This window comes from Streptomyces sp. 3N207 (assembly GCF_052246355.1).
Taxonomy (GTDB): domain Bacteria; phylum Actinomycetota; class Actinomycetes; order Streptomycetales; family Streptomycetaceae; genus Streptomyces.
Map to the genome: position 1 here is coordinate 1 of NZ_JBQQBV010000041.1, position 23,720 is coordinate 23,720.

15 protein-coding genes, 1 tRNA gene and 4 pseudogenes are annotated in these 23,720 nt (G+C 70.9%); 7 read left to right on the forward strand and 13 right to left on the reverse strand.

The features are described 5' to 3' along the window. The 4 genes and pseudogenes from ACTWP9_RS35345 to ACTWP9_RS35360 form a co-directional block, all read right to left on the reverse strand. On the reverse strand, positions 1-571 hold a 571-nt coding region (locus tag ACTWP9_RS35345; RefSeq protein WP_443250423.1), incomplete at its 3' end, for a TQXA domain-containing protein. A 193-nt stretch (positions 572-764) separates the two neighbouring features. Continuing rightward, positions 765-1,385 carry a single-stranded DNA-binding protein gene (locus tag ACTWP9_RS35350; RefSeq protein ID WP_443250424.1) on the reverse strand — a complete coding sequence of 207 codons (621 nt, stop codon included), beginning with the start codon at positions 1,383-1,385 and terminating at the stop codon, positions 765-767. Positions 1,386-2,375: 990 nt separating this feature from the next. Beyond that, positions 2,376-3,674: pseudogene (locus ACTWP9_RS35355) on the reverse strand (GTPase); the annotation flags it as partial. Between the two features lie 1,085 nt (positions 3,675-4,759). Then, positions 4,760-6,940, reverse strand: coding sequence for an ATP-binding protein (locus ACTWP9_RS35360; RefSeq protein WP_443250425.1), 2,181 nt, complete (start codon positions 6,938-6,940; stop codon positions 4,760-4,762). Positions 6,941-7,282: 342 nt separating this feature from the next. Between ACTWP9_RS35360 and ACTWP9_RS35365 the strand changes: the two genes are divergently transcribed. After that, positions 7,283-7,355, forward strand: a tRNA-Arg gene (locus ACTWP9_RS35365). On the opposite strand, the gene ACTWP9_RS35370 is transcribed toward ACTWP9_RS35365, so the two are convergent. Next, on the reverse strand, positions 7,317-8,048 hold the full coding sequence (locus tag ACTWP9_RS35370) for a hypothetical protein (RefSeq protein ID WP_443250447.1): 732 nt from the start codon (positions 8,046-8,048) through the stop codon (positions 7,317-7,319). The two genes, ACTWP9_RS35365 and ACTWP9_RS35370, sit on opposite strands and share 39 nt — an antisense overlap. A gap of 225 nt (positions 8,049-8,273) precedes the next feature. Here ACTWP9_RS35370 and ACTWP9_RS35375 point away from each other — a divergent pair, with 225 nt between their 5' ends. After that, positions 8,274-8,447 carry a hypothetical protein gene (locus ACTWP9_RS35375; RefSeq protein WP_443250426.1) on the forward strand — a complete coding sequence of 58 codons (174 nt, stop codon included), beginning with the start codon at positions 8,274-8,276 and terminating at the stop codon, positions 8,445-8,447. 285 nt (positions 8,448-8,732) lie between these two features. Here the strand turns inward: ACTWP9_RS35375 and ACTWP9_RS35380 are convergent, their stop codons facing one another. After that, entirely contained in the window at positions 8,733-9,227 is a 495-nt protein-coding gene (locus ACTWP9_RS35380) for a hypothetical protein (protein WP_443250427.1), read from the reverse strand. Between the two features lie 1,221 nt (positions 9,228-10,448). Further along, the gene (locus ACTWP9_RS35385) at positions 10,449-11,369 is read right to left on the reverse strand and encodes a lysostaphin resistance A-like protein (RefSeq protein WP_443250428.1); all 921 of its coding nucleotides are present in this window, start codon (positions 11,367-11,369) and stop codon (positions 10,449-10,451) included. 404 nt (positions 11,370-11,773) lie between these two features. Here ACTWP9_RS35385 and ACTWP9_RS35390 point away from each other — a divergent pair, with 404 nt between their 5' ends. Next, complete coding sequence (locus ACTWP9_RS35390; protein WP_443250429.1) at positions 11,774-12,841, forward strand: sensor histidine kinase; 1,068 nt, start codon at positions 11,774-11,776, stop codon at positions 12,839-12,841. Then, a complete protein-coding gene (locus tag ACTWP9_RS35395) occupies positions 12,838-13,530 on the forward strand; it encodes a response regulator (protein WP_443250430.1) in 693 nt (230 codons plus the stop codon). The genes ACTWP9_RS35390 and ACTWP9_RS35395 overlap by 4 nt, the downstream gene beginning before the upstream one ends. Here ACTWP9_RS35395 and ACTWP9_RS35400 read toward each other — a convergent pair. The 5 genes and pseudogenes from ACTWP9_RS35400 to ACTWP9_RS35420 form a co-directional block, all read right to left on the reverse strand. Next, positions 13,514-13,759, reverse strand: a complete 246-nt coding sequence (locus ACTWP9_RS35400) for an integrase core domain-containing protein (protein WP_443250431.1) — start codon at positions 13,757-13,759, stop codon at positions 13,514-13,516. The genes ACTWP9_RS35395 and ACTWP9_RS35400 overlap by 17 nt on opposite strands. Before the next feature lie 425 nt (positions 13,760-14,184). Next, complete coding sequence (locus ACTWP9_RS35405) at positions 14,185-14,952, reverse strand: transposase (RefSeq protein ID WP_443250432.1); 768 nt, start codon at positions 14,950-14,952, stop codon at positions 14,185-14,187. A 164-nt stretch (positions 14,953-15,116) separates the two neighbouring features. After that, entirely contained in the window at positions 15,117-15,800 is a 684-nt protein-coding gene (locus tag ACTWP9_RS35410; protein ID WP_443250433.1) for a hypothetical protein, read from the reverse strand. A 275-nt stretch (positions 15,801-16,075) separates the two neighbouring features. Beyond that, positions 16,076-16,341, reverse strand: a pseudogene (locus ACTWP9_RS35415) (NF041680 family putative transposase); the annotation flags it as partial. Between the two features lie 30 nt (positions 16,342-16,371). After that, entirely contained in the window at positions 16,372-17,238 is an 867-nt protein-coding gene (locus ACTWP9_RS35420; RefSeq protein ID WP_443250434.1) for an alpha/beta fold hydrolase, read from the reverse strand. A 104-nt stretch (positions 17,239-17,342) separates the two neighbouring features. On the opposite strand from ACTWP9_RS35420, the gene ACTWP9_RS35425 reads away from it, so the two are divergent. The 3 genes and pseudogenes from ACTWP9_RS35425 (at position 17,343) to ACTWP9_RS35435 (ending at position 23,489) form a co-directional block, all read left to right on the forward strand. Next, positions 17,343-17,822 (forward strand): CGNR zinc finger domain-containing protein, encoded by a 480-nt coding sequence (locus tag ACTWP9_RS35425; RefSeq protein ID WP_443250435.1) that lies wholly within the window; start codon positions 17,343-17,345, stop codon positions 17,820-17,822. Between the two features lie 221 nt (positions 17,823-18,043). Continuing rightward, positions 18,044-19,170 (forward strand): annotated as a pseudogene (locus ACTWP9_RS35430) (transposase). 131 nt (positions 19,171-19,301) lie between these two features. Continuing rightward, on the forward strand, positions 19,302-23,489 hold the full coding sequence (locus ACTWP9_RS35435) for a hypothetical protein (RefSeq protein ID WP_443250436.1): 4,188 nt from the start codon (positions 19,302-19,304) through the stop codon (positions 23,487-23,489). On the opposite strand, the pseudogene ACTWP9_RS35440 reads toward ACTWP9_RS35435, so the two are convergent. Next, positions 23,476-23,700, reverse strand: a pseudogene (locus ACTWP9_RS35440) (helix-turn-helix domain-containing protein); the annotation flags it as partial. The gene ACTWP9_RS35435 and the pseudogene ACTWP9_RS35440 overlap by 14 nt on opposite strands. Positions 23,701-23,720: the final 20 nt, after the last annotated feature.

A 23,720-nucleotide genomic window follows, 5' to 3' on the forward strand; every position in this document is an offset into this window, starting at 1 on the left:
CACCCCCCGTAACCCCCCATGCCCCGTTTTCCGCGAACCTCCAGATGGCGACCTGCGTGCCCGTCGCGGCGGTCTGCGGGGTGAGCCGCTTGGCACCCGCGGCCTTGGCCAACGCCTGGAGGTCGTTCCGCCGTGGATAGGAGTGCTCCACTATCCAGCGGATCTTGCCCGCGTTGCGATTGCCGGACAGGGACGAGGACTTCCACTCCCCTTCCGCGTAACGCGACTGCTCCTGTATCGGGTTGAGCGCGTCCAGCCCGTAGGTCTGGAGCGTGCCGCCCCCGTCGACGGACATCTCGAAGAGCCCGGCGCCGACCTTCTGCTTCTCGCCGCCCGCGGTCACGACCGCCTGGCCGTAGGTTTCGAGACCGTTCAGCGTGGCCACCGCTCCGCTGCGCTGTTCCGGCGTCCCGTCGGTGAGCGGTCCCCCGACGGCGTACCCGGCGGACCGGGCCGTCGCCGGGGCCGCGGCTGCCGTCCCCGCGCTGCCCGCCACGCCGGTCGCGGACAGCCCGGTGACCGCCGCGACGACGGTGAGACAGCGGGCCGCCCGCGCGCGTACAGAAGTCATGGTCTTCCCCTCTTGGCAGAACCTCCCCCCGGCCGCGTCGCGCACGTGCCGCCGGTCTACCGCAAAGCTCTGAACCCCCTGGTCGATACGCGTGGGATCGTAAGGAGACGGACGCCGCGCGATCCCCACGATTCACGGTGGCCACACATTCCGACTCGGAATCGTTATCGCCGAATCCGGCGGACCGGGACGATCACGACGCACCGCGCTGACCTGGAACGCTTCCTTCCGCCACGGCTTCCGGCACCAACTGCTCCTCCCCGGACCCCTCCTCGCGCGCCGATCCGGCACCGGCAGCATCCATCCCCTCACCGGGCGCCCGGAACGGCTGCGGCCCGGCTGCTTCGGCAGACAGCGGCGGCCAGGCCGGTGCCGGGCCACGCGTCAGCTCCGGCCCTCGCGTCAACTCCGGCCCGCGCGCCGGGTCAGGCACACGCGTCAGTTCGGGGTTGGCGCGGCTGACCCTGACGAACGCGGCCGTGCCGCGCGTCAGATCGTGTCCGACCGTCGAGGCCATCAGATCCGCCGACAGATACCGCCGTCCCTCCCGTTCGTCCTCCACGATCCGCAACTGTCCGCGGACGACCACTGGTTCGCCGCGCGCCACCGAGGAGGCGACATTGACGGCCAGCCCACGCCACGCCCAGACCGTGTAGAAGCTGGTGGACGCGTCCGTCCAGCACTCCTTGTGCCTGTCGAACCGCCGGACGGTACTGGCCAGTCGGAACCTGGCGACGGGAACTCCGGATGGGGACGTCCAGTGGTCGACCTTCGTCGCCACGTTGCCCATCACCGTCACATACGTCTCGTTCATACGAATCTCCCCCGCATCCCCGCGTCCCCGCGTCGCAGCTGGTTGCTGCTGGTTGCTGCGTTTGCCTGTCGCCGGCCACCGCTTCGGTGCCGTTCGCTTCGGTGCCGTTGCGGATTCCAGAGTGGGGGCGGATGCCGCTGCGTGGGGAAAAAGATTCTCAGCTGTGGATTACTCGGAGGTTGTGCACAACTCGGTCACCCCGGTGGGTGACCCCTCCCCGGGCTCCGGGACGGTACCCACGGCTCCCCCGGCGTCCGACGGCGGCTCCTCCAGGGCCGAGTCCACCGCGCCGGCCGCGATCGCGTACTGCTCCCGCACCTGCCGGTACCGCAGCAGTTCCGCGGCCACCGGCTCCAGCACCCGCGTCCGGCCGCAGCACGCCGCCAACTGCCGCAGCCTGCGCTCCTCCTGCAGCCCGTACGTCCGCGCCGGGCCACGCGCCGCCCTCCTGCACGCCCACGCGAGCACAGGGCCCGCGACGGTGGCCGCCGTCAGCAGCACGCAGGGCAGCAGCACGGCCTGGTCGACGCCACGCGCGAGGGCCACCACCGCGACCGCCCAGACGGCTCCCGCCGCTTGGAGGGCGAACAGCAGCCACTGTCCGGCGAAGGCCGCGGTGTGCCAGGTCGGACGCGGGACTCGCATCGCGGGGCCGGTGCGCCCGCCCGCGCCACGCGGCGCCTCTTCCGAGGCGGTTGCCGGTCCGGCTGTCGTCTCGGACAAGCCTTCCGGCCCGAACTCCGCGGCGGCTCCGGTCGGTCGTTCCGGGCGCTGCTCCCCTGCGCTTCGGCGCCCGCTGTCGTTCCCGATGCCGTGTCCGTTCTCCGGGCCCGGCGCTTCCGCGGAGGACTGCTGCACGGGCACGGCCGGCGCGGCGGTGTTCTTCGCCGCCGAGGCGGCGTCCATTCCCAGGGCGACGTCCGTCATCGACGCCGCGACCGAGGCCGTCCGCGCCGCGTCCGCTCCGGAGGCGCAGACCTCCATGACCTCGTCCAGCACCTCCGGCAGCCCTGCGGCGCCGCGCCGGGCGGACTCGCGTACGGTGCGCGCCCAGGCGCCGGGGAGGCCGCTCGCCGCAGCGTCCGCCAGCTCCCTTACGGCCTGTGCCACCACCGGCCGGGCGGCGAGCGGCTGCTGAAGGGACTCCCGGCGCGCAGACGGCCCACCGGCGGCACCGTCCCGCACCGCCGGCTGTTCCCCGGCCCCGGCCTGTTCCCCGGCCGCGGCCTGGGACGGTTCGTCCCGCTCCTGGGTCGGCCTGGACGCGTACCAGCGCAGCGCGCGCACCCAGGGGATACCGGAGGAGTGCTCGGCCTGGCGCAGCCAGGCTCGTTCTGCGGCCTGTCCAGCAGCCGCCGCGCCCACGGCGACGGCGAGCCGGTCCTCGAAGTCCTCGCGGGCGCTCTCGGTCAGCCCGATGGGACCGTCGTCGGCCCCCGGCCCGGGATCGGCGTAGACGGGGCGCAGGCGTTCCGTCGCACCGTCCAGGTCGGCGGTCAGCCGCAGGACCGCGGCGCGCTGCTGTGCGACGAACTCGCCCAGTTCCTCCCGTAGTACGTCGATGCCCTCGTGCGTGAGGGCGGAGGCGGACAGGACGACCGCGCCCGGCTCTCCGTGCTCGCCCAGTGCCATCCCGTCCTCGTCCAGCAGCCGCCGCAGGTCGTCGAGGACGGCGTCCACGGCGTCGCGGGTGAGCCGGTCGGTCTGGTTGAGGACGACGAACGTGACCTCGGCATGGCCGGCGAGCCGTCGCAGATAGCTCTCGTGCAGCAGCGCGTCCGCGTACTTCTCCGGGTCGACCACCCACACCACCGCGTCGACCAGCTCCAGCATCCTGTCCACCTGTTCGCGGTGTCCTGGTGCGACAGAGTCGTGGTCGGGCAGGTCGACGAGGACGAGTCCGCTCAGCGTGCCGTCGTGCGTCCGGTGCCGTGCGTGCTGCGGGATGCCCAGCCTGTCGAGGAGCCCGTCGGGCCTGCCGTCGCTGTACCGTCCCGCCTCCCAGGTGCACGCGACCGGCTGTGCTGTGGTGGGGCGGCGCATGCCCACCTCGGAGAGTCGCCCCCCTGTCAGAGCGTTGAACAGGGACGACTTTCCACTGCCTGTCGCACCCGCCAGAGCCACCGTCGTGTAGGAACGGGGCAGTCCTCTGCGGGTTGCCGCCTCGTCCAGCACCTTTCCCGCCTCGGCGAGCACGTCGGCGTCGAGCCGGGTGCGCGACAGTCCGACGAGTTCCCGCAGTGCGCCCAGCCGCTGGCGCAGAACGCTCTCTCCTGCGTCGCGTCGTGGGTCCCTGCGGAGGTCCCTGCGGAGGTCCCGGCAGATGTCCCTCTCGACGTTGCGGAGGGGCGCCGTTCCGGCGTGCCCGGCGGCGGCTCCGGCTACCCCTGCGGCGCTCTCGGGGACGTCCCTACGGGCGTCGGTGTCCTCATGGACGTCGGGACAGGCGTCCGGACGGACGTCACTGTCCGGCCTGTCCTGTTCGACCGGAGAGGGCATGTCCTGTACGGACGGCGGAGGCGTTCGGTCGGTGCTGGGCAGTGGTGTCTCCTGTACGGCTTCGTGGACGGCGCCGCCGTACCGGGGTTCCGGCCAAGAGGCGCCGCGCCAGGGTGGGGCAGCCGCGGCGAAGCCGGGCCTGGGGTGGTCCCCTCCTCGCTCCGAGGGGTCCGCCTTCGGGGCGTGCCCCCGCGGATTCGGCGCCCGGACCTCGGGCTCCGGCGCGGGGGCGTGCTCTGCGGCGTGCTCTGCGGATTCGTAGTGCAACTCGTCGTGCCACTCACGCTGGGCGGCGGACTCATGCTGGGAGGCGGAGTCCTGCGGCGGGACGGGCTGCTCGTACGGCCGGGCAGGCTGCTCGTACTGCAGGGCGGTCTCGGCCCGCGGTGGAACAGTCTCGGCCCGCGGTGGAACGGAGTCCGTCCGCGGTGGAACGGAGTCCGTCCGCGGGACAGATTCCGTCTGCGGCGGCGGAACAGGCTCCGTCCGGGGCGGGCTCGTCTCGGCCTGCTCGGCGAGGTGGGCGACCCGTTCGGCGGGGGCTCTTCGGGCGATGACGCCGTCGTCCCAGACGGGCTCGGTCCCGGTGTCGGGCGGGCTGTCTGCTGCGGCTTCCGGCTGCTGACGCGGCAGGTCCGCCGTTGCATGCTGTGCCGCAGGTCCGTCCGGCCCGCTCTGTGCGGGGTGCTGCTCGGCCGGGGAGGGCGGCGCGGGCGGGGAGGGCGGCGGTGCGTCCTCGTCGTCCAGGTTCAGTTCCAGCTGCCCCTCCACGGGGTCGCTGTGCGCGCTGATCCAGCTGTCGGGCAGGCTGCCGGTCCAGCGCTCGGGCGGTTCGCCCGGTCCGGTGTGGATGGCGTCGGTGGACGTCACTGGGGTCACCTCTCCATGTGCGCGCTCTGCAGACCGCGCCCGCCGTCCGGGCCGAGCGGGGTACGCGTCGGCGGGAAGTCGCGGGTGGTCACGTCCGTCCGGCTCGGCTCCTGCGGCCCTGTCGGCTCCTGCGCACCGGCCGTCCGGTGCGGTTCGTGCGGCTGGTGCGCCGGTTCCTGCAACAGGTTCAGCTCTCGCCACTGGTTCGGCTCGTGCAGCCCGTGCGTCCTGTTGAGCTTGTCCAGTACGGAGAACGCGGCGATCAGTTCCATCTGGGGTTCGGGGCCGGCGTTGAGGGTTTCCAGGGGGGCGAGGCGGAGGTCCCTCTCGCCGTACAGCACGCGCTCCACGCAGTCCTCCAGCAGTTCCGCGCACTGTTCACGCAGTTGCTGGGCGCTCTCGTCGCCGAGCAGGTCCTCCAGGGCTTCGTCGGCGCCTGCCGCCCGCTGCCCGCCCAGGAGGGAGGCGGCCAGGAGCCCGGCGACGCGTTCGGACTCCTCGTCGGAGCAGCCCGCGCGGCCGGCGGCGTGGGTCTCCTCCTCGGCCAGTTCCTCGACGCAGCGGCGCCATCTGCGCACCATCACGCCGATCCGGCCGGTGGCCTCGTCACGCTCGCCCTGGCCGCCTGGAAGGGGCTGGGCGCACTCTTCCAGCCCTGGCACGCTGCGGCGCAGTTCGGCGATCCGTTCGTCGGCGGCGGCGACCGCGCCGGACAGCAGGGCGGTCAGACCGTCGGTGAAGGCGTCGAACAGTTCCTCGCCGTCGCTGTCGGTGGGGAAGCTGCGCCAGTGCTCGGCCGCGTCGCCCGCCAGCAGCTCGCCGTCGGCGATACGGGTGTGCATGCGTTTGCCCGCGGTCTCGTAGGCGGTCCCGATGTACCGGGTGAGCCGCTCGGCGGCAGCGTGCTGCGTGGCGGAGGCACCGGCGAGGGCGGTGATGCGGGGGCGCAGCGAGGCAAGGGTCCCGTCTGCGGTACGGCTGGCGGCCGCATACCGGGCGTCTGCGTCCTGGGCGCGCTCTTCGAGCCAGTCGCGCAGTCCGCAGACGGCGGAGACGGGCAGCAGTCCGGAGCCGCCTGCCGATTCGGGCAGCTCAGGGATGGTGAAGCGGGGCACCTGTCCGAGGCCCTCGCGCTCCAGCAGCAGGCCGTACTGTGCGGCGACCTCGGCGGCCATCTGGTGCGGCACGCGGTCGAGGACGGTGGCGAGGGTGACGTCGTACTCCTTGGCGGTGCGCAGCAGATGCCAGGGAATGGCGTCGCCGTAGCGGGCTGCGGTGGTGACCAGCACCCAGATGTCGGCGGCGCAGATGAGCTCGGCCGCCAGGTCGCGGTTATGGGCGACGAGGGAGTCGATGTCGGGCGCGTCGAGCAGGGCGAGGCCGGGCGGCAGGCCGCTGTCGGTCTCCAGGCGGAGGACACGCCGGGGTTCGTCCCGGTCGGCGTCCCACTCGGGCTCCCAGTCCGCCTCGGCACCGGCGTCCCAGCCGGTCTCCCAGCCTGTGTCGCGGCCGGGGCCCCGGCCGGCATCCCGGCCGGAATCCCAGTCGGTGGCCCAGCCGCTCTCCCAGTCGGTGGCACGGTCGGCCGCTGTCCGGTCGCCGAACCGGTCGGTGCCGTCGGTCACACCGTCCCGGTTGCCGTGCGGGCCGTGCAGCCCGTGCGGGCCGTGCGCGCCGGGCATGCCGTTGCCGCCGGGCGCGTCGTACGGGCCGGAAGCTCCCGCCGCACCGAAGGCGCCGGACGGACCGGGCATGCCGGATGCACCAGACATGCCGGGCACGCCTGGTGTGCCGGTCGCGTCCTGCCGGGGCATCCAGACCCGCTCCAGACGGGGGAGCACTCGCTGCCCGACGAACCAGCCGCGGTCGTCCGGATGGCAGACCAGCACGGGTGTGCGGGTCGTGGGCCGCAGCACTCCCGCCTCGCTGACCTTGCGCCCCACAAGGGAGTTGACCAGCGTCGACTTGCCCGCGCCCGTCGAACCGCCGATCACCGCGAGCAGCGGCGCCTCGGGGGTGCGCACGCGCGGGACGAGGTAGTCGTCGAGCTGGGCCAGCAGTTCGTCCCTGGAGCGGCGGGCACGCTCGGCGCCCGGCAACGGGAGGGGGAAGCGCGCGGCAGCGACGCGCTCCCGCAGTGCGGTGAGCGCATCGAGCAGTTCAAGCCGTACGTCCAAGATCGCCACATGGGCAGAATGCCCAATTTTGCGGCAGTTTTGAAGCTTATTCGCGGTTGCGGGCGATGAAAATGAGTGGTTTCACCATCGAATGACCTCTTTCACCCCGTTCACCCCGCATGACCCGCCTGCCACCCGGCCGCCCCCATAACGACTGCGCAACACCCGCACCCCACGCCGCCAAAACCGCTGCGTGAATCGCACCCGCCTGCGATTATCGGGACCGCTTCACGGAACCTCCACATAGCGTCGCGGACGTGAAGCGAGCAGGACGAGCCGCACGGCCCCCTATCCTTGACCCCGCCATGGTCACGGGGGCGGCGAGCCGCCCGCCCACCGCGACGGAGGCCGGCCCCCGTAGCTCAGTGGATAGAGCAGGCGCCTTCTAAGCGCTTGGCCGCAGGTTCGAGTCCTGCCGGGGGCGCGCACTGAAGGGCTGGTTACCGCCCGGTTCCGTGGCCGCCGCGGCACTCTCCGCGATCCCGTTGAGACGATCGGTGAGTGCCGCGGCGATGGTGACTTGGATCTCCGCACTGCGGTCGCGGTGGTCATAGCGGATCTGGAGCTGGAACGCGTCGAAGATCTCTCGTTGAATGGCGGGAGGGAGGTCCCGCAAGCGGGTGCGGAGCTGCGGGAGTGTGTCGAGCAGGGCGGTGTTCGCGGCCTTGGGGGGTTGGGTGGCGGTTTCGGCTTCGGTGATTCTGGCGAGGATGTCGCGGCGCTGGCGCTCGAGGCGGTCGAACTGTTTGCGGATGCCCTTGCGGAACTCGGCGGCGAACTCGGGGTCGCCGTCGTCGTCCTCGGCCTGGCCGGCGAGTTGTTCCAGGAGGCGGCACTTGCCTCGGGCAAGGCGTTCCTCCTCCGCTCGCAGCGCGGGGATGTCCGCCGTCGGGGTGGCTGGTTCGGGGGCGGGTTGGGCGAGTTGCGCGGCGAGGAGCTGGGCGCGGTCGGGGCCGAAGAGGCGCTGTTCGAAGAAGGTGTGGACGGCGTCGAGGCGGATGCGTTCGCTGATCCAGATGGCCTTGGGGTGGGTGGCGTACCAGCTCGCGTCGGCGTGGTGGTCGCGTTTGGGCTGGCAGGCGTAGTACGGCCGGTCCTTGCTGTACTTGCCGAACATGCGCCGCCCGCACAGCACGCAGTGGACGTAGGAGCGCAGCGGGCCGAGCACCCGTACGGGACCTGACGTTGAGGGCCATCAGGCCGTGCGCCCTTCGTCGGCTCGGGGGAGCTGGCCCACGAGCTGGACGTCACCTTCCGTGGCCCGGCCCCTGGCAGCTGCGCATCGCCGTGGTCGCGGCAGGAGTCACGTGGCTCGACCCGCCGTCCGCACAGGCGCCGAGCGGTGGCTGCCCGAGCTGCCGAGGATCCCGGCAGGGAGATCGCGGACGTGGTGGAGGCGACCCGCGACGGCGTCGTGGAACGCCGGCCGGGCAGGCGCGTCGCCGCCTGCCTGGGCCCGGCCGGTGGCGGCGACGCCGAACTGGCAGTACGCGGTCACATGGCAGACACCCAGTAGGTATGAGCGCAGTGCATGTATTCGCGCGGCTTGAGGATGGCCATGTTGAAGCCAGAACCAGCGCGTGAGCGCTCGCGTTCCGTCGAAACCGGATGAGCGCGAACAAACATTTCGAGTGACACCAACGCACGAGGGGTTGGCTGTAGCGACCACACCCACTCTTCGACCGGGTTGACGACACCACTACGTGTCTTCACGGCCCGACGATTCGACACCATGTGTCCGGTGGGCGCGGCCACGCGATCGAGGGGTGGCCCGCCAGGACCACCCCCTGACCGGCGCGCATCAGTGGTCGTCGATAACACTGACGGCGGTGCCGTTCTTGATCCGCACCTTTGCAGAGACGCCCTTCTTGGCAGCGGCTTCAAGCTGAGACTCGGTGCACTTCTGAGCGGCCTGCCCATCGGCGTCGCCGCAAATGTCGCCGGCGCCCTGGATATTGGTCGACGTGGAGGTGAGGAACGCCTGCTTCATGCCCTTCATGTCACTGACCGTGTACTTACCCGGGGCCACATACGAAACCGTGCCGAACCAAGTGCCGCTGACGCCCTTACCGCCGCCGCCGGAGTTGCTGCCGGCCTGCGTCTCCGCGTCATCGCCGCTGTCCTGGCCCTTGCTGCCAACCGACTTCTCCTTCGGGTCATTCGAGGAGGAGGACCCGCCCGAGGAGGACCCGGAGCCGTTCGTGCTCGCGTTGGAGTCCTCGTTCCCCCCGCAGGCGGTGAGCGAGAGACTCGCGGCGAGGGCAAGGGCGGCGAGGGTGAGCTTCTGAGCGCGCATCGTTTTCTTCCCTTTGCGGTCGGTGCCGTCTGCCCGGCACGAGTGAGCGTTACTGAGCACTCCGATCCACCCGGCCCATGAAATGTTCGAGCCCGACCGCCCGTCTTACCTACCTGTTGCACGCGGCCAGGGGATACGAGCGCCGACACCGCCGGGTACGCACCGCCCGCGCCAACCGGCGCACCCCGTCCCCGCGCCGCCGTCCGCCCCGGGAAATGGGGCCCGAGAGCCAGGTGGAACGCCGCGTCCATGCGCGCTGCCGCCCGCCGGACCGCCGGATTCCGCAGCCCCTCCGTGGATCTCCACGGCCGCCGACCGCTGGGACAGACCCGTGACCGACCGGCCATTGAACACTGCCGATTGCATGGTCTCTTCAGCCATTGCGAGCCACACATCGACGGCCTGGGAGCAGTGGCGGTGCGGCGCCTGCGACAGCTGGAACGGAACGTCGGACGCAGCATGCCCGTGCTGCGAGACATCCTGGCGTGGTGAGGGGAGCATCGGCACCCTGACGTCTTCACGGTTTTCCCGGCAGGTGCGGCACCGGCACGCGGCACACCGGTTGGTCGGGACCGGGGGAAGGGCGCCGCCGAGGACGTTGGACGAGGACGCCAAGTCGTGCTTTGCCCACGAGGCGGAGGAACGCCACCGGCCGCGCCGGGCAGAGGTGATGCCTCTCAGATCAAGGGCGCAGCGGCGCTGCACCTGGTGGGTGGAGAGGCCGTACGAGTCATGACGCCGTGAGCGGGCAACTACGTGGGCGCGGACCCGGTTGATCGCGAACGACTCAAGCGCACCCTGGAGAAGCGCGGGCTGCTGATCGCTGGGCCATGAGCCATGAGCCCGTCTGTCGTCTCAACACTGCCCCCGGGGGCCCGAACACCCCGTGCGGAGAAGTGTCGCGCACTACTTCGGGAGACACCTGGGCCAGGGGCACGTCGGCTCGCTGCACCTCTCGACGGTCTCCGTGACCGGCAAGGGCGCCTCACGGACCGCGACGCTCGAGCTGAACGTGGCGAACCCCAGCCCTGATCCGATGCCTGGTCTTCAGACCAGGCTGCGCGTCTTGACCGGCCAGGATCTGCACCTGGCCGCCACCGTTCACCCGGTGTACGGCTACCACGATGCCGCCATCGCCCCTCACCGCACCGCCACGCAGGGCCGAGTCCGCACATCTGATGTCAGGTGCGGTCCCCGGCCCTGGTTGGCGTGTCGGCCGTGTCACCCGGCCGGTCGCTCGCCCCGGCGGTAGAGGCGTCCGCGACGGTGGGCCAGGTTGAGGAGGACCAGCGCGGCGGCGCCGCACACCAGCACAGTGATCAGGCTTGCCTCCGGGCCGAACGACCCGCCGGACAGTGCCGTGGGCCCGCTGAGGGTGGCTTCGAGCAGGCTGGCCGTGCTGTCGTCGGAGCCGGAGACGACGGCTCCGTAGATACCGCCTCCGGAGACGTTCCAAGCCAGGTGCAGGCCGATCGGGAGCCACAGGCTGCGGGTGGCCGCGTACGCCGCGCCGAGCAGCAGACCGGCCTCGATCGCGATGGCCAGGACGCCCCAGAGGGTGGCGTTCGGCTTGGTCAGGTGCATCGGGCCGAAGACGAGGCTGGACGCGGCCAACGCTCCCCAGGTGCCGACACGCTCCTCCAGCAGGCGGAACAGCACACCACGGAAGACCAGTTCCTCGGTGACCGCGGCGCAGCACATCAGGCCGAGGGTGGTCAGCGCGCCGCCCAGCGAACCCCATCCGTCGACGCTGTAGCCGCCGAACATCGCGATCATGAGGACGGTGGTCGTGAATAGTCCGAATCCGATAGCCGCACCCCGGCAGAGGCCCGGCCGGGCCTCACTCACCGCCAGTTCGGTCGTGCTCCGCCTCTCCAGCCACCGCACGAGCGCGGCGTAACAGCCCAACGCGAGAACGGCCGTGCCCACGCCCGTCGCCAGCGAGGCGACCGGGTTCCCGTCGGCGGCGCCGGTGAGGGTCCCCGTGATCGCCATGACGACCAGGAGGACCGGGAACATCACGGCCAGTCTGGCCCACATGGAGCGCTGCGCCGGTGCCCTGCTCACCACGCCGGTGCCGGTCCCGGCGACGCGCCGCGCGTCCGCCACCTGGGGTGCTTCGTTCCTGTCGTCGCGTGTCATGGGCCTCTTCCTCACCGCTCGGGCGACCAGTCGCCTCGTCTTCGTCACGTCCTGAAAGTTATGGAGAAAGGGCGCAGCCGGACGTCCCCACGGGGTGGACACCTGGCCGTCCTGGTTGTCCCCCGAGCGAGCTACACGCGTGCGGGCGTCCCGCCTCCCACCGGCGGAGCCCCGCGTCTGTGGGGACGGTGCGGTGGTGCTCCGTCCCTCCTAGACTTCCGATGGTGGCAATAAGTGAGGCGTCTTCTTCGACCGGCTGGAGCCGGTGGCTTGTAGCGCGACGTAACGCGTTCCTGCTGCCGGAGGCGAGCAGGGCCCCGTCGGCAGACCGCTGGCTGGCGGTCCTCCTCACGGTGCTCGCATTCGCGCCACCGTTGGTCGTCATCAGCCCTACGTTCGGGGACATGCCACGCCGGGAGGCCGACGTGCTGGCCGCCTTCCTGACGTTGGGGCAGACGGTACCGCTGGCGACACGAGCCCGGTGGCCGGCGTCGTCACTCGGCTTCGTCTGGCTCGCCTTCGCGGCGTATACGACGTTGGGCTACCCGCCGACCTTCGGCAGTATGGGGCTCTACCTCGCGCTCTACTCCTTGGGGGCCCATCAGGAACGCCGACGAGGACTGGCCCTCCCGGTGGTGACCGTCGCCTACGCCGGGTACGCGGCGGTGCTGCACGCGGCCGGCTCACCGCACGGGCTCCTGGACTTCGTGCTGTTCTACTTCGCGCTGGCCGTGTTCTGGGTGGTCGGCTGCCTCGTCCGCGGCCGCCGCGTGGCGGCCACGGAGCGCGAGCAGCTGGCGGAACAGGTCGCCGTCGCGGCTGAACGCGCGCGAATTGCCAGGGAGTTGCACGACGTGGTGACCCATCACGTCACGGCGATGGTTGTGCAGGCCGACGCTGCACAGTTTCTCGCCGACCGGCCGGACCAGGTCGCCCAGGGCATGACGGCGATCAGCGGCACGGGCCGCCGCGCACTGGCCGACCTGCGGTACCTGCTGGGTGCCCTGGAAGCCACCGGCGAGTCGGCTCCGCCCGAGCCGAGCCCGACGCCGGGCACGCTGTCGGATCTGGTTGAGCAGACCCGGCTGGCCGGCCAGCCGGTCGAACTCGACGAGGAGGGAACGCCGAACGACGCGCCGGCCGCCGTGGACATGGCCGTCTACCGCGTGGTGCAGGAAGCACTCACCAACGCCGTCAAGTACGCCCCCGGACGGCGCACCGTGGTGCACGTCCGCCACCACGGCGACCGGGCGGACGTCCAAGTCACCACCAGCGGGACCACGACCACCGCCGCAGCGGCCGGACCCGCACCTCGTCCCGCAGCCGACGGCCCGGTCCCCTCCGGCGGCCGTGGGCTGCGCGGGCTGCGCGAGCGGGTGGGGATACTGGGCGGCGAGCTGGTGGCCGAGAGCCTGCCCGAGGGCGGTTTCCGCGTGAGCGCGAGCCTCCCCACGGGGAGCGGTGCCACATGATTGACCGGCCCGCTCCGATCCGGGTCCTCATCTGCGAGGACCAGGCGCTGGTCCGCGCCGGCTACGTCACCATCTTCTCCGCCCAGCCGGACCTGGAGGTCGTGGGGGAGGCGGCGGACGGGCTCGCGGCGGTCGCGGCCACCCGGTCGCTCCAGCCGAACGTCGTCGTCATGGACATCCAAATGCCGGACCTGGACGGCATTGAGGCCACCAGGCGGATCGCGGGGCCCGGCACGACCGGCTCGCCCAAGGTCTTGGTGGTCACCACCTTCAACGTCGACGGCTATGTCTACGAGGCCCTCCGAGCCGGTGCCAGTGGCTTCCTGCTCAAGGACGCCCCGCCTGCCGAACTGATCAACGGGGTGCGCACGATCGCGCGCGGCGAGTCGCTGCTGGCACCAGCCGTCACCCGCACCCTGATCGGTCAGTACGCCGAGCGGGTTCGGTCGTCCGCACCCACCGCCTCCCCGGACCTGGACCGCCTGGAGTCTCTGGCACCCCGCGAGTTGGAGGTGCTGAAACTTGTCGCCACGGGTCTGTCGAACGCCGAGATCGCCGCCCACCTGGTGCTCAGCCCGGAGACCGTGAAGACCTACGTGTCCCGGATCCTGACCAAACTCGACCTGCGGGACCGGGTCCAGGCCGTCGTCCTGTCCTACCGCGCGGGTCTGGTCACAGCGGACAACTGACCAGCGGATCCGGTACGCCGAGCAGCGAGCCGAACCGGGTTTCGTAGAGTCCGCCGGTCATGGTTCGGGCGGTCAGCGGTTCTTCTTCCAGGTTCCGCCAGTAGTCCTGCTCGTACTCGGCAGGCGGTGCGCAGTCGAGGGCGGAGTGGAGACGTTCTTCGTTGTACCACGTGACCCACTGGAAGGCCGCCCGCTCAAGCTGCTCGTAGTCCCGCCACGGCCCTTGCATCTCGATCAGCTCGGCTTAGAAGGTGCCGTTCAGTGCCTCGGCCATCGCGTTGTCATAGGAGTCCGCGCCAGAGCCGACCGAAGAGGAGGCGCCGATGGCGGACAGCCGCTCGGTATAGCGGATCGACACGTATGACGAACCCTGTCCGCATGATGAATCACCTCGGAGTTTCTGTTGACCCGGCGTCCGGCGAGCGGGGTGCCGACGGTCCAGAAATCGTGGTACGGCGGTGCCGGCCGCGGACGACTCCCCCGATGCCCAGCTCGGCCATCAGCCGCCCGACCCAAGCAGCTGGCCGTTCACGCGCTCATGAGCATCGAAGACCACGTCGTTCAACTCGGCCCCCGTCCCCTGCGGATCACCGCCGGCGGCATGCAGTTCGGAGATATGCCTGACGCTAGAGGTTGTCCCGTATGGGGTGTGAGTTATTCGGTGAGGGCCAGGTTGTGTAGCCGGGCGATGCCAAGCATGGCTTGGTGCACGCCGTCGCCTTTGAGTCGGCAGCCCCTCAGGATCTTCCAGTTCTTCAGCCGCGACAGGGCGTGTTCCACTCGAGCCCGTGCCTTTCGGTGGACGACGTTCTCCGCTTCCTGCTGTGGGCCGAGGTGTGTCTGGCCTCGGCGTTTGCGGTGTGGGATGAGCAGGCCGGTGCCTTGGTAGCCGCCGTCGGCGAGGGTGGGGGCGCCGCGGCAGGCCCGGTCGACGCCGGACTCGGTGAAGGCCCGGCAGTCGTTGCGGCTGCCGGGCAGCGGCAGACCGATCGCCACGACCAGGCGGCTGTTGGCGTCGATGACGACCTGAAGGTTCGCCGAGTACTGGTAGTTCTTGCCGGACGCGGCCACGCTGCGGTCGCGGGTGGGCACCAGGGTGCCGTCAACGATGTAGACGGTGTCCTTGCGCGGCCGGCGGGCCGGCGAGATGGCCAGCAGCGGTGCGAGGTGATCCAGGATGCGGTCGGCAGCGGACTTCGAGATCCCGAACAGCGGCGCCACCTGCCGTAATGTGAGGTTCGTGCGCCAGTACGTCGCCACCAGCAACACCCGGTCCTCCAGCGGCAACCGCCAAGGACGGCCGCGCTGAACGTCACCGCCACGGCGCCGCACCAAGGCCACCAGCCTGGCGAACTGCACCTCGGACAACCCGGAGAACGGCTCGATCCACTTCGGATCATCCGCTGAAATCACCCCACCCATGCTCGGCCAACGCACCAACCACCACATGGGCTACGGGACAACCTCTACGCAGTGTCTTTCCGATCAACACCCTCATGACCCGGCGCCTCACCAGAAGCAAAAAGAGCATGGCCCGCTTGCCGGATCGACGGCACGGTGGCGGGACAGCCGTTGCCTGACCATCGTCATCTTGCCCACTGTGGGCAAAACTCCACGTGCAATTGTTCCCAGTTGCACATATTCAGTGGATCCAAGTCCCAGTCGTAGATGGGTCGGCAAACGTGGTAATTGCAGGCGCCGGGAATGTGATGCCTGGTCGCGGCGTGGGGCGGCCCGTCCTTCGTGACGGCGAAGATCTCCTTCGCTCCTTCCCGGAAGGCCTCGGTACCACCGGTCAGTAGCATCGTCTCGGCATAGATGTCCTTGCGAAGGAGAAACTTGTTCGCCTCCTTCGGGTTGTCCGGAATGATGCAGTCAGCGTTGAGGTCGGGAAGGTCCCGCTCCGGCACACTCGCGGTGCGTAGCTCGCGCGGAGCATTCCCCGCGTTGAGATGCTCCCGGATGCGCTTCCAGCGGGAAGGACGCAACTGCACTGTTCGGGGCGCCAGCACAAGGTCGAGTGGCTGCTCGTCTTCCCAGCCGACACCAGGTGCGGCCGGAGAGGTACGCATCGGCAGGTAGATCAACGATCGCGGCGATCGCGCTGCGAGTAGCCACAGGGTGCCAATGCGCCTGCCGTCCGTTCGGTCCACATACATCTCGTAATGGCTATGAGTCTTGTAAAGCGCCCCATTCCTCAATGGTCTGGCCGGCCGGATCAAGCGGTATTCCGTACCTGCCAGCCGCACCTTCTGCACGACAATCTTCACCCGCAGGCTGTCCCGGGTCAGAGGCGCCCTTGACGCGGCCATATCGCTCCCCCTACCTGTTGATCCAGTCTGCTGTGCCGGTGAGCTTGTTTCCGCTATGACACCAACTCAGGTCCAGGTGATCGGGATCGGTGATCCCGCTGCTGAAGGACGCTCTTACGACGACTGCGAAGCCTAAGAAAGCAGATCGGACGAGTGGTCCCAACAGACCGACTCTAGATCGGCTCGCTCGCCGGAAGCTACTCAGGTTCAGAAACAGGTACTCAGCTTGTTCTTTATGGTCTGACCTGGTCACGTTCGGCGATGGTCTCGGGCCGCCTGGCCGTTTTGCCCACGTCGTAGCGAGCGGCGGGGTGCCGGTTTTTCGAGCCGGGCGGTCGGCCGGGGCCGGGCCGGTTGGGTTTCGGGGCACGGGCCGGGCAGGGCAGGTTCGGGCGGAGGTTCCTGAACCCCCGGCGGACCCGGGCGGGGGCGAGCCGGCCGGGCTCGGCCGGCTTCTCCCAGGGCGGCAAAGGTCCGCGGCCAGCGGCCGGGCGAGGCGGCGCCAGAAGATCAGTCACGAGACACCCGCTCAGTCCAGCACCCGCCCAAGGAAGCCGCGCAGATAACCCGCGACGACGTCCAGGTGGCTCTCCAGCAGGAAGTGACCGCCGTTGATCAGGTGCACCTCCGCGTCTTTTGCGTCGCGGGCGAAGGCTTGCGCGCCGGCCGGGCCGAAGATTTCGTCATTGCGGCCCCACACGGCGAGCACCGGGACCTCGCTGGTGCGCAGAAATTCGTGCAGCAGCGGGTAGAGCGGGCGATTGTTCTGGTAGTCGCGGAACAGTGCCAGCTGGACCTCGTCGTTGCCCTCGCGGGAGACGAGAGCGAAGTCGTGCTCCCAGGTGTCCGGGCTGACCAGGCTCGGGTCGGACACGCCGTGCACGTACTGCCAGCGGATGGCGTCGACGCTCAGCGCGGCGCGGACGGCGGGTTCGGTCTCGGGACTGGGGTTCGCCCCGTAGGCCCAGACGTCGGTCCAGAACGACTCGACGAAACCGTCCTCGTAGCCGTTGCCGTTCTGGGTGACGAGGGCGGAGATCCGTTCGGGGTGCTTGAGCGCGAGGCGCCACCCGATGGGGGCGCCGTAGTCCTGGACGTAGAGGGCGTAGCGGTCCAGGCCCAGTTGGTCGAGCAGTCCGGAGGTGAGTTCGGCGAGGGCGTCGAAGGTGTAGGTGAAGTCCTCTACGAGGGGGGCGTCGGAATGGCCGAAGCCGAGGTGGTCCGGCGCGATGACGTGGTAGTCGTCGGCCAGCAGCGGGATGAGTTCGCGGAACATGAACGAGCTGGTTGGGTAGCCGTGCAGCAGGACGATCGCGGGGGCGTCGGCGGGGCCGGCTTCGCGGTAGAAGATCTCGTAGCCGTCGACAGTGGCGGTCCGGTGGCGCACCGAGTTCATTTCTAACCCCTTTGAATGCGTAATCTGGTTAGTTCCTCGCCATGCAAGCACGGGATGGGCTAACCTGTCAAATGATTCAATCCGGTTAGAGAGAGTGGCACCCAATGGACACGCTGCTGGACCTGCTCAACAGCAGGCCACTGGTCAACGGCGAGGAACAGGACGCGCTCGGCGACCCGGCCGGAGGTAGACGCTGGGCGCGGGAGCACGGCGGCGAAGGCAGCCTCGCGGAACTGGCGCTGCTGCGCGAGACGCGCGACATCCTGCGGGACATACTGCGTGGAGATAGGCCGCCCGCCGCGTTGAGTCCGCTGCTCGAAGGGGTCCACCAAACCCCGGAGATCACTTCGGATGGTCTTCAGTGGACACTCAAGACTCCCCCGCACACCCGGCTGGCCGTCGAGGTGGTCCTCGCCTGGGCCGCCACCGAGAAGCACATGCCCGGCCGGCTACGGCCCTGCGCCAATGACGAGTGCCAGCTGTTCCTGCTCGACCGCAGCCGCGCCAACCGCGCCCGCTGGTGCTCGATGGCTGTCTGCGGCAACCGCCAAAAAGCACGCCGCCACTACGAACGCACCCGCTGAGCTTGTTCTTCGTCTGGCCTCGAACAATGCCCCGAACGTGATCGCTCGTACGGGAATTCCGGGGACGTGAACACGGCCTTCGTCTGATCCTGTGCTCCGACCAAAGAGGCATGTGACCAGCACGAAGGCCGTGGGGGAATGAGTCGGCTGCATCACAATGCCCGGCGGGAAGCATTCGCGGTGGCGCACACTTCCGGGACGACTTCTTCGACTGCCTGCCCGTGCGCGGGGACACGCTGTTCGAGCTGACCGATGCGTTGCTGTGCGCCGACGGCCCGGTGACCACGCCGGTGGACCTCACCCTGACGGCCGAGCATAGACGCGGACACGGCGCCATGTACGACGCGCTGAACAGCGGGAACGTCGATGTGCCGCGGCTGCGGCAGGTCTTGGCCGGGCTGCCGCAGCCCGAGGCCGCCGACGGGCGCCTGGTCCTGGCGGTGGACGTCACCCACTGGCTGCGGCCGGACGCTCCGTGCAGTGCCGACGGCTTGTTCTGCCACGTCTACGGTCGTAGCGGACGCGCCTCGGACCAGTTCGTGCCCGGCTGGCCCTACTCGTTCGTCGCCGCGCTGGAGTCGGGCCGGACCTCCTGGTGCCAGATCCTGGACGCTCTGCGGCTGGGGCCGGCCGACGACGTCGCCAGGTCACCGCCGACCAGGTCCGCCGCGTGGTCAAAGACCTCATCGACATGGGCCGGTGGCACGCGGGTGACCGCGACATCCTGGTCGTCTTCGACGCCGGCTACGACGCTCCGCGCATGGCCTATCTGCTGGAAGGACTGCCGGTGGAAGTCCTCGGACGGATGCGCACGGACCGCGTGATGCGCAAGCCGGTCCCGGTGCCGTGGATCTCACCGCCGCAGGACGGACGACCGCCGAAGCACGGCAAGGAGTTCCGCTTCGCCAAGCCCGACACCTGGGGCGAGCCCCAGCACCTCTTCGTACGACTCACGGGCGAAGAGGCACAGGGCCAGGGCGAAGTACACGACCAGCCGGGCCGGCAGGAGTCGGCGGCGCCGCTCGGCCCGGCCGTGCTTGGCTATCGCCGAGTCGACCAGCTCGGCCGTGAACACCTTCGCCAGGATGCCGATCCGCACCCGCTGGCCCGCGCCCCACCCCGTCACACGCGGGGCAACGATCTCAGCAGCTCAAAAGCGCTGCATTGGCCTGAGCTGGCTCCCATCGTCGAGCAGGCCGGTCCGGACGCCTGGCGGCGGTCGAACTCTCGTGTGCACCGGATGGCCCAACGCCTCGATGAGAGCACCCCCGGGCATCGAAGTGCGCGCCGCGACCTCGAATGGCTCGGGCTGGTGGAGAGAGACGAGACGCAAGACGACGACTCGTAAGGCGTGGGGCGCACGCGGATGCCGGGCCGCCAGTGGGGGAGCTGAACAGAGAGACTGGTACAAGGATGTCGGTGGTCGTCCGTACGCTGTCCGGCACGGTTGATCATCCACACGGGGGGAGAACACACCGCATGCGTATGCGTGTCGAGAAGGACGGCTACGCCGCCGAGCTGACGGACGACCTGAAGACCGTCTACTACGGAACCTCCGGCCGACCCCTCAAGAAGCAGCCCCGAGAGTTGAAGGGCACGCCGGAGTTGGCGGCGTTCGCGCGGGTGCGCCGCGAGCTGGAGACGCACCGCGACGAGTGCCGCGCCCTCGCCGGCGCCTGGGCGGCGGCCGGACAGCACGCGCCCCGCGCCCTCGCCGAGGCGGACCCGGTGTGGCGGCTGGTGTTGGACGAGGAGGGCGTGGGGCTGCACGGGGACAGGCCCGACGGGCACGCCGACGGCGGGCTGTTCGCCCGTACTTACACCGGGCCGCTCGGCGTGACCCGTACGCAACTGCTCGCCGAGGACGCCGTCCCGTACCGCGACATGCTGATGCGCGTGGACGGCTGGGAGCCGGAGCCCGGCGGCCTGTTCGCGACGGCCGTGCCGGACCCCTCCGGTGGTGAACTGCCCTTCCCCGAGCGCGTCCTCGCCGCGCACCCGGGCCTGGAGGGTCCTGCCCTGGAGAAGATTCGCGCGCTGCGCAAGGAGACGTTCGGCTGGCGGTACGTCTTCAAGAAGGGCGTCGACTCCGTCCTGGCCGGGCTCGACCAGACCGCGCCCGCGCTGCTGGTCACCCTCCTCGATGGAATGGCCGACTTCGCGCTGCGGAACAAGGACGAGGTGGCCGCCACCGCCTGGTTCGGCCGCGCCCGCAAGGGCGAGCGGTTCCAGGCCCGAGAGGTCGACCAGCGCTGGCTGGACGCGCGCTATCTCACGTATGCGCGGGCCGGCGCCCTCGCCACGACGGTCCTGCGCGAGCGGGCCCGCGAGCTGATGGGCACAGGGAAGCAATGGGCTCCCGGCGCGGAGGACGTGGACCGGTTCCGCGCGCTCGTCCTCGCCCGGCTGGCCGCGACGGACGAGCTGTATCCCCAGCTCGCCACCGACATACGGAAGATCGCCAAGGCCGCCGGGCTCGACCCGGAGGAGACGCTGGCCGGGGTGCTCCACGAGATCGTCACCGCGCACGGCATCTCGCTCCACGACGACAAGCTGTGGCAGTCCTGCTTCAAGGGCCGCGCCATGGACCTGATGCGCGCGCGTGGCCCGGAGGCCGCCCACGCGACGCTCCGCCTCCGTCCGCACGGCTGGGGCGTGAGCGGCGCGTTCTGGCGCGAGCTCCTCGACCGTACGGGCGCCCTCGCGCTGCTCACCGGCGACGAGCCGGGCCTGCCCGACGGAGAGGCGGCCCGCTGGCTGTCCGCCTGCGCCCGCCACCACGACCCGCGCAACGGTCCGCCCGCCGAGCTGTACGAGGTGGCCGAGCTGATCGCGCCCCGCCTGAAGGCCGACGGAGTGCCGGTCGAGTTCTGCTTCTGGACGACGAGCAAGCGCTCGGGCGAGGCCACCGTGCTCGACCTCATCGACGTCCTCCTGGAGCACGGAGCGCCCGTCTGCGATCCGCCCGAGGCCCTGGGCCCGGCGTATCTGCACTACGTGACCGTGGCTCGCCGCCCCGCCCTCACCCACCTCCGAGCCGACGAGCGGTACGGGCGCGAGCTGCGGGCCCGGGTGCGCGGCTCCCTGGAGCTGACGTACGACAGCCTGGGCGGGAACGAGTGGTACCAGCCGCACGAGAACAAGGGCTGGCGGACCGTTCCGAAGCTGTTCGACAACCCCGCCGGGCACGAGGAGATGCGTGCCTGGTGCGCGCGGGAGCGCGAACGGCTCCGCGCGGGGCCCGGGTTCCAGGAGCTGGTGCTGCTGCTCGGCCGCTTCGTGCACGCGGGCGTGGCGGTGCCCCAGGTACTCAAGGACACGGAGGCGGCGGCCGAGTTCGCCGCCGTGGACGTCCTGCCGCCGCTGATGGACAAGCTGGCCGAGCTGCCCGACTTCCCCGCGAACATCACGCGTGAGCGCGTGGCGGCCGTGCTCGACAGGCTCGACCCGGAGTCGGCGACCGACCGCGTGCGCGCCAACCGCATCGTCCTCGCCGAGGAGCTGCCGGAGCTGGTGACGGACGAGGGGATCACCGAGGAGGCGTATCTGACGCTGGTCATGGCCGCCAACTGCCGCGCGGGCCTCGCCTACCTCGTCGACCGCCTCACCCCCGAGGACGCGAAGCCCGCGCCCCCCAGGCCGAGGGACCCGGTGGTCCGGGTCTGCGAGGAGGTGCGCGCGCTGGCCGGCTGCGGGGAGCCGGCCGGGGACATCGATCTGAGCGCGCCCGTGACGAAGATCGAGATGCCGAAGTGGCGTGACATCGACCTCCGCGAGGCACACGCGTACGCCGCCGTGCACGTCCTGCGCACCACGGCCCAGGGCCCGGACCGGACACCCGCGTTCAACGCGCTGCGCGCCTACGCCGCCTACCCGTTCGTCGCCGGGGACCCGGGGCACTGGCGGGTCGTGTCGTGCGACATCCCCGAGGGCGGGACGTCGCTCGCCATCTGGGATGTCGCTCCCGCAGGCGCCGCATTCCGCACGGCGACGTCCGCCGCCGTCGTCGTGCGGGCGGGGGCGGCAACGCGCCGTCTGCTCCTGGAGTACGCGCCCGAGGGCACCTTCGCCGAGGGCGGGCCGCTGGCCCCGGCGGGCGCCGCGTTCGTCGGCGCGTACGTGCTGGAGCCCGTGCGGCCCGGGGCGTGGTTCCGGCGCTTCGCCGAGCTGCACGAGGAGCGTGGCAGGCCGCCGGTGCACCCCGAGGCGGCCCGCGCGCTGGCGGAGGGCACGGGCCTCTCGGCTGCCGAGGCGGCCCACGTCCTCATCGGCTACGTCGTCTCCGCCCCGTATCAGGCAGCGGAGCTGGACCCCAGCGGGGGCTTCCGCCACGTGAACCTCGGCGCGTGGAACGTCAAGGAGAAGGAGGGGTGGTGGGCCGCCGACACCCTCAACGAGTTCCTCTCCCCCGACCGTGCCGCCGAGCTCGTGGAGCGGCTGCTCCCGGACGACCCGGAGGCGCTGTGGACCTCCGGGCCCGACGTGGCGCGCGCGGTGGCCTGGTGGCAGGAGGAGTTCGGCGCGCCGACCCCCGTGCCGCAGGCGCTGCTTCCCCTCGCCGTCAAGGAGACGACGCCGCCCGAGGGCGAGCAGCCGCTCCGGCGGGTGCGGGGGCACTTCGACTTCCACGGCGAGGAGGGCCGGCCCGTGCTCCGGCTGCCCTCGCTGCTGGGCCGCGTCGCCTCCGGCGCCGCGTGCCTGGACCCCGACCCGTCGGGCCTCGCGGGCGAGCCGGACCTGCTCGCGCTGCCCCGCGCCGCGGCCTGGCTCGCGTACCGCACGCCGGCGGGCGACCCGCTGCGGCCCGCCGTCGGCGCCGCGATCACCCGCCTCCGCGAGGAGCTGTCCTCCGGGCCCGGCCCGCTGCACCTCTTCTCGCTGCAGAGCAACTATCTGATGGGCGACCCGCCCTCCACGGACGCGCTCGCCGGCCATGAGGCGGTCACGGTGACCGAGGACGCGACGTACGAAGTACGCCATCTCCGCGTCGAGCCAACCCTGTTGAAGGGCGCCGACGACCCGCTCCTGGACACCCTCGATGCCTACCTCGACTCCGTCCTGCCGTCCCAGTGGCTCCCCGCGCCCGGCGGGCTGCCCGCGCTCGCGGACCTGCGGCTGCTCCTGGACGACGGCTTCGCGGCGCTGGGCACGCACTTGAGCGCCGACGAAGGGGCCGCGCCGGGCTGGGAGCAGCACCCGGCCCGGTCGGTGCCGCATCTGGTGGCGGAGTGCGCCGCGCGGCACGGCCTGGACGAGGACGCGGCGGCGCTCCACCTCATGCTGCTGGCCCTGCCCGACCCGACGGACCGCAACGTGAAGCAGTGGACGGGCTGGAAGCCCGCGCGTTTCAAGGCCGCCTGCGCCGCGCTGGACGGCACGGGCCTGGTCGTCCGCGCCGCCCGCCCGCGCGCGGGCCGCTCGCTCTTCCTGCCCGGCCCATGGCAGGAAACCAGGCCCCCGCGCCTCCCGGTCGAGTCGGCCAGGCGGGCCCTGCTCCCGCTGACCCGCGAGCACCGTTCGACGGCCCATATGGCGGCGGTCCCGTCCTGCCCGGTGCCGGAACTGTTCGAGCGCGCTTGGGGGGCCACGGCCGACCGGGGCCGACGGGGCCAGCCCCAACGCCGTTCAGTTGGGACGGGGCTGAGTGGTGTCAAGGGTCGGATGTGAGCAGGGGACGCAGCCGCTGGATGACCCGGCACACCGTCGCCGGCGAGATGGCGAACAGCAGCGCGAGCTGCCGCATGGTCAGGTTGGTGCGGTAGTAGACCGCCACCAGCAGCACCCGATCCGCCAGCAGCAGGCACCACGGCCGCCCGCCGCCAGGACCGTTGCCACCCCCCTCCCGCACCACCCGCAACAAGCCCTCGAACTGCCGCATCCGCAGGCCCGTGAACGTCT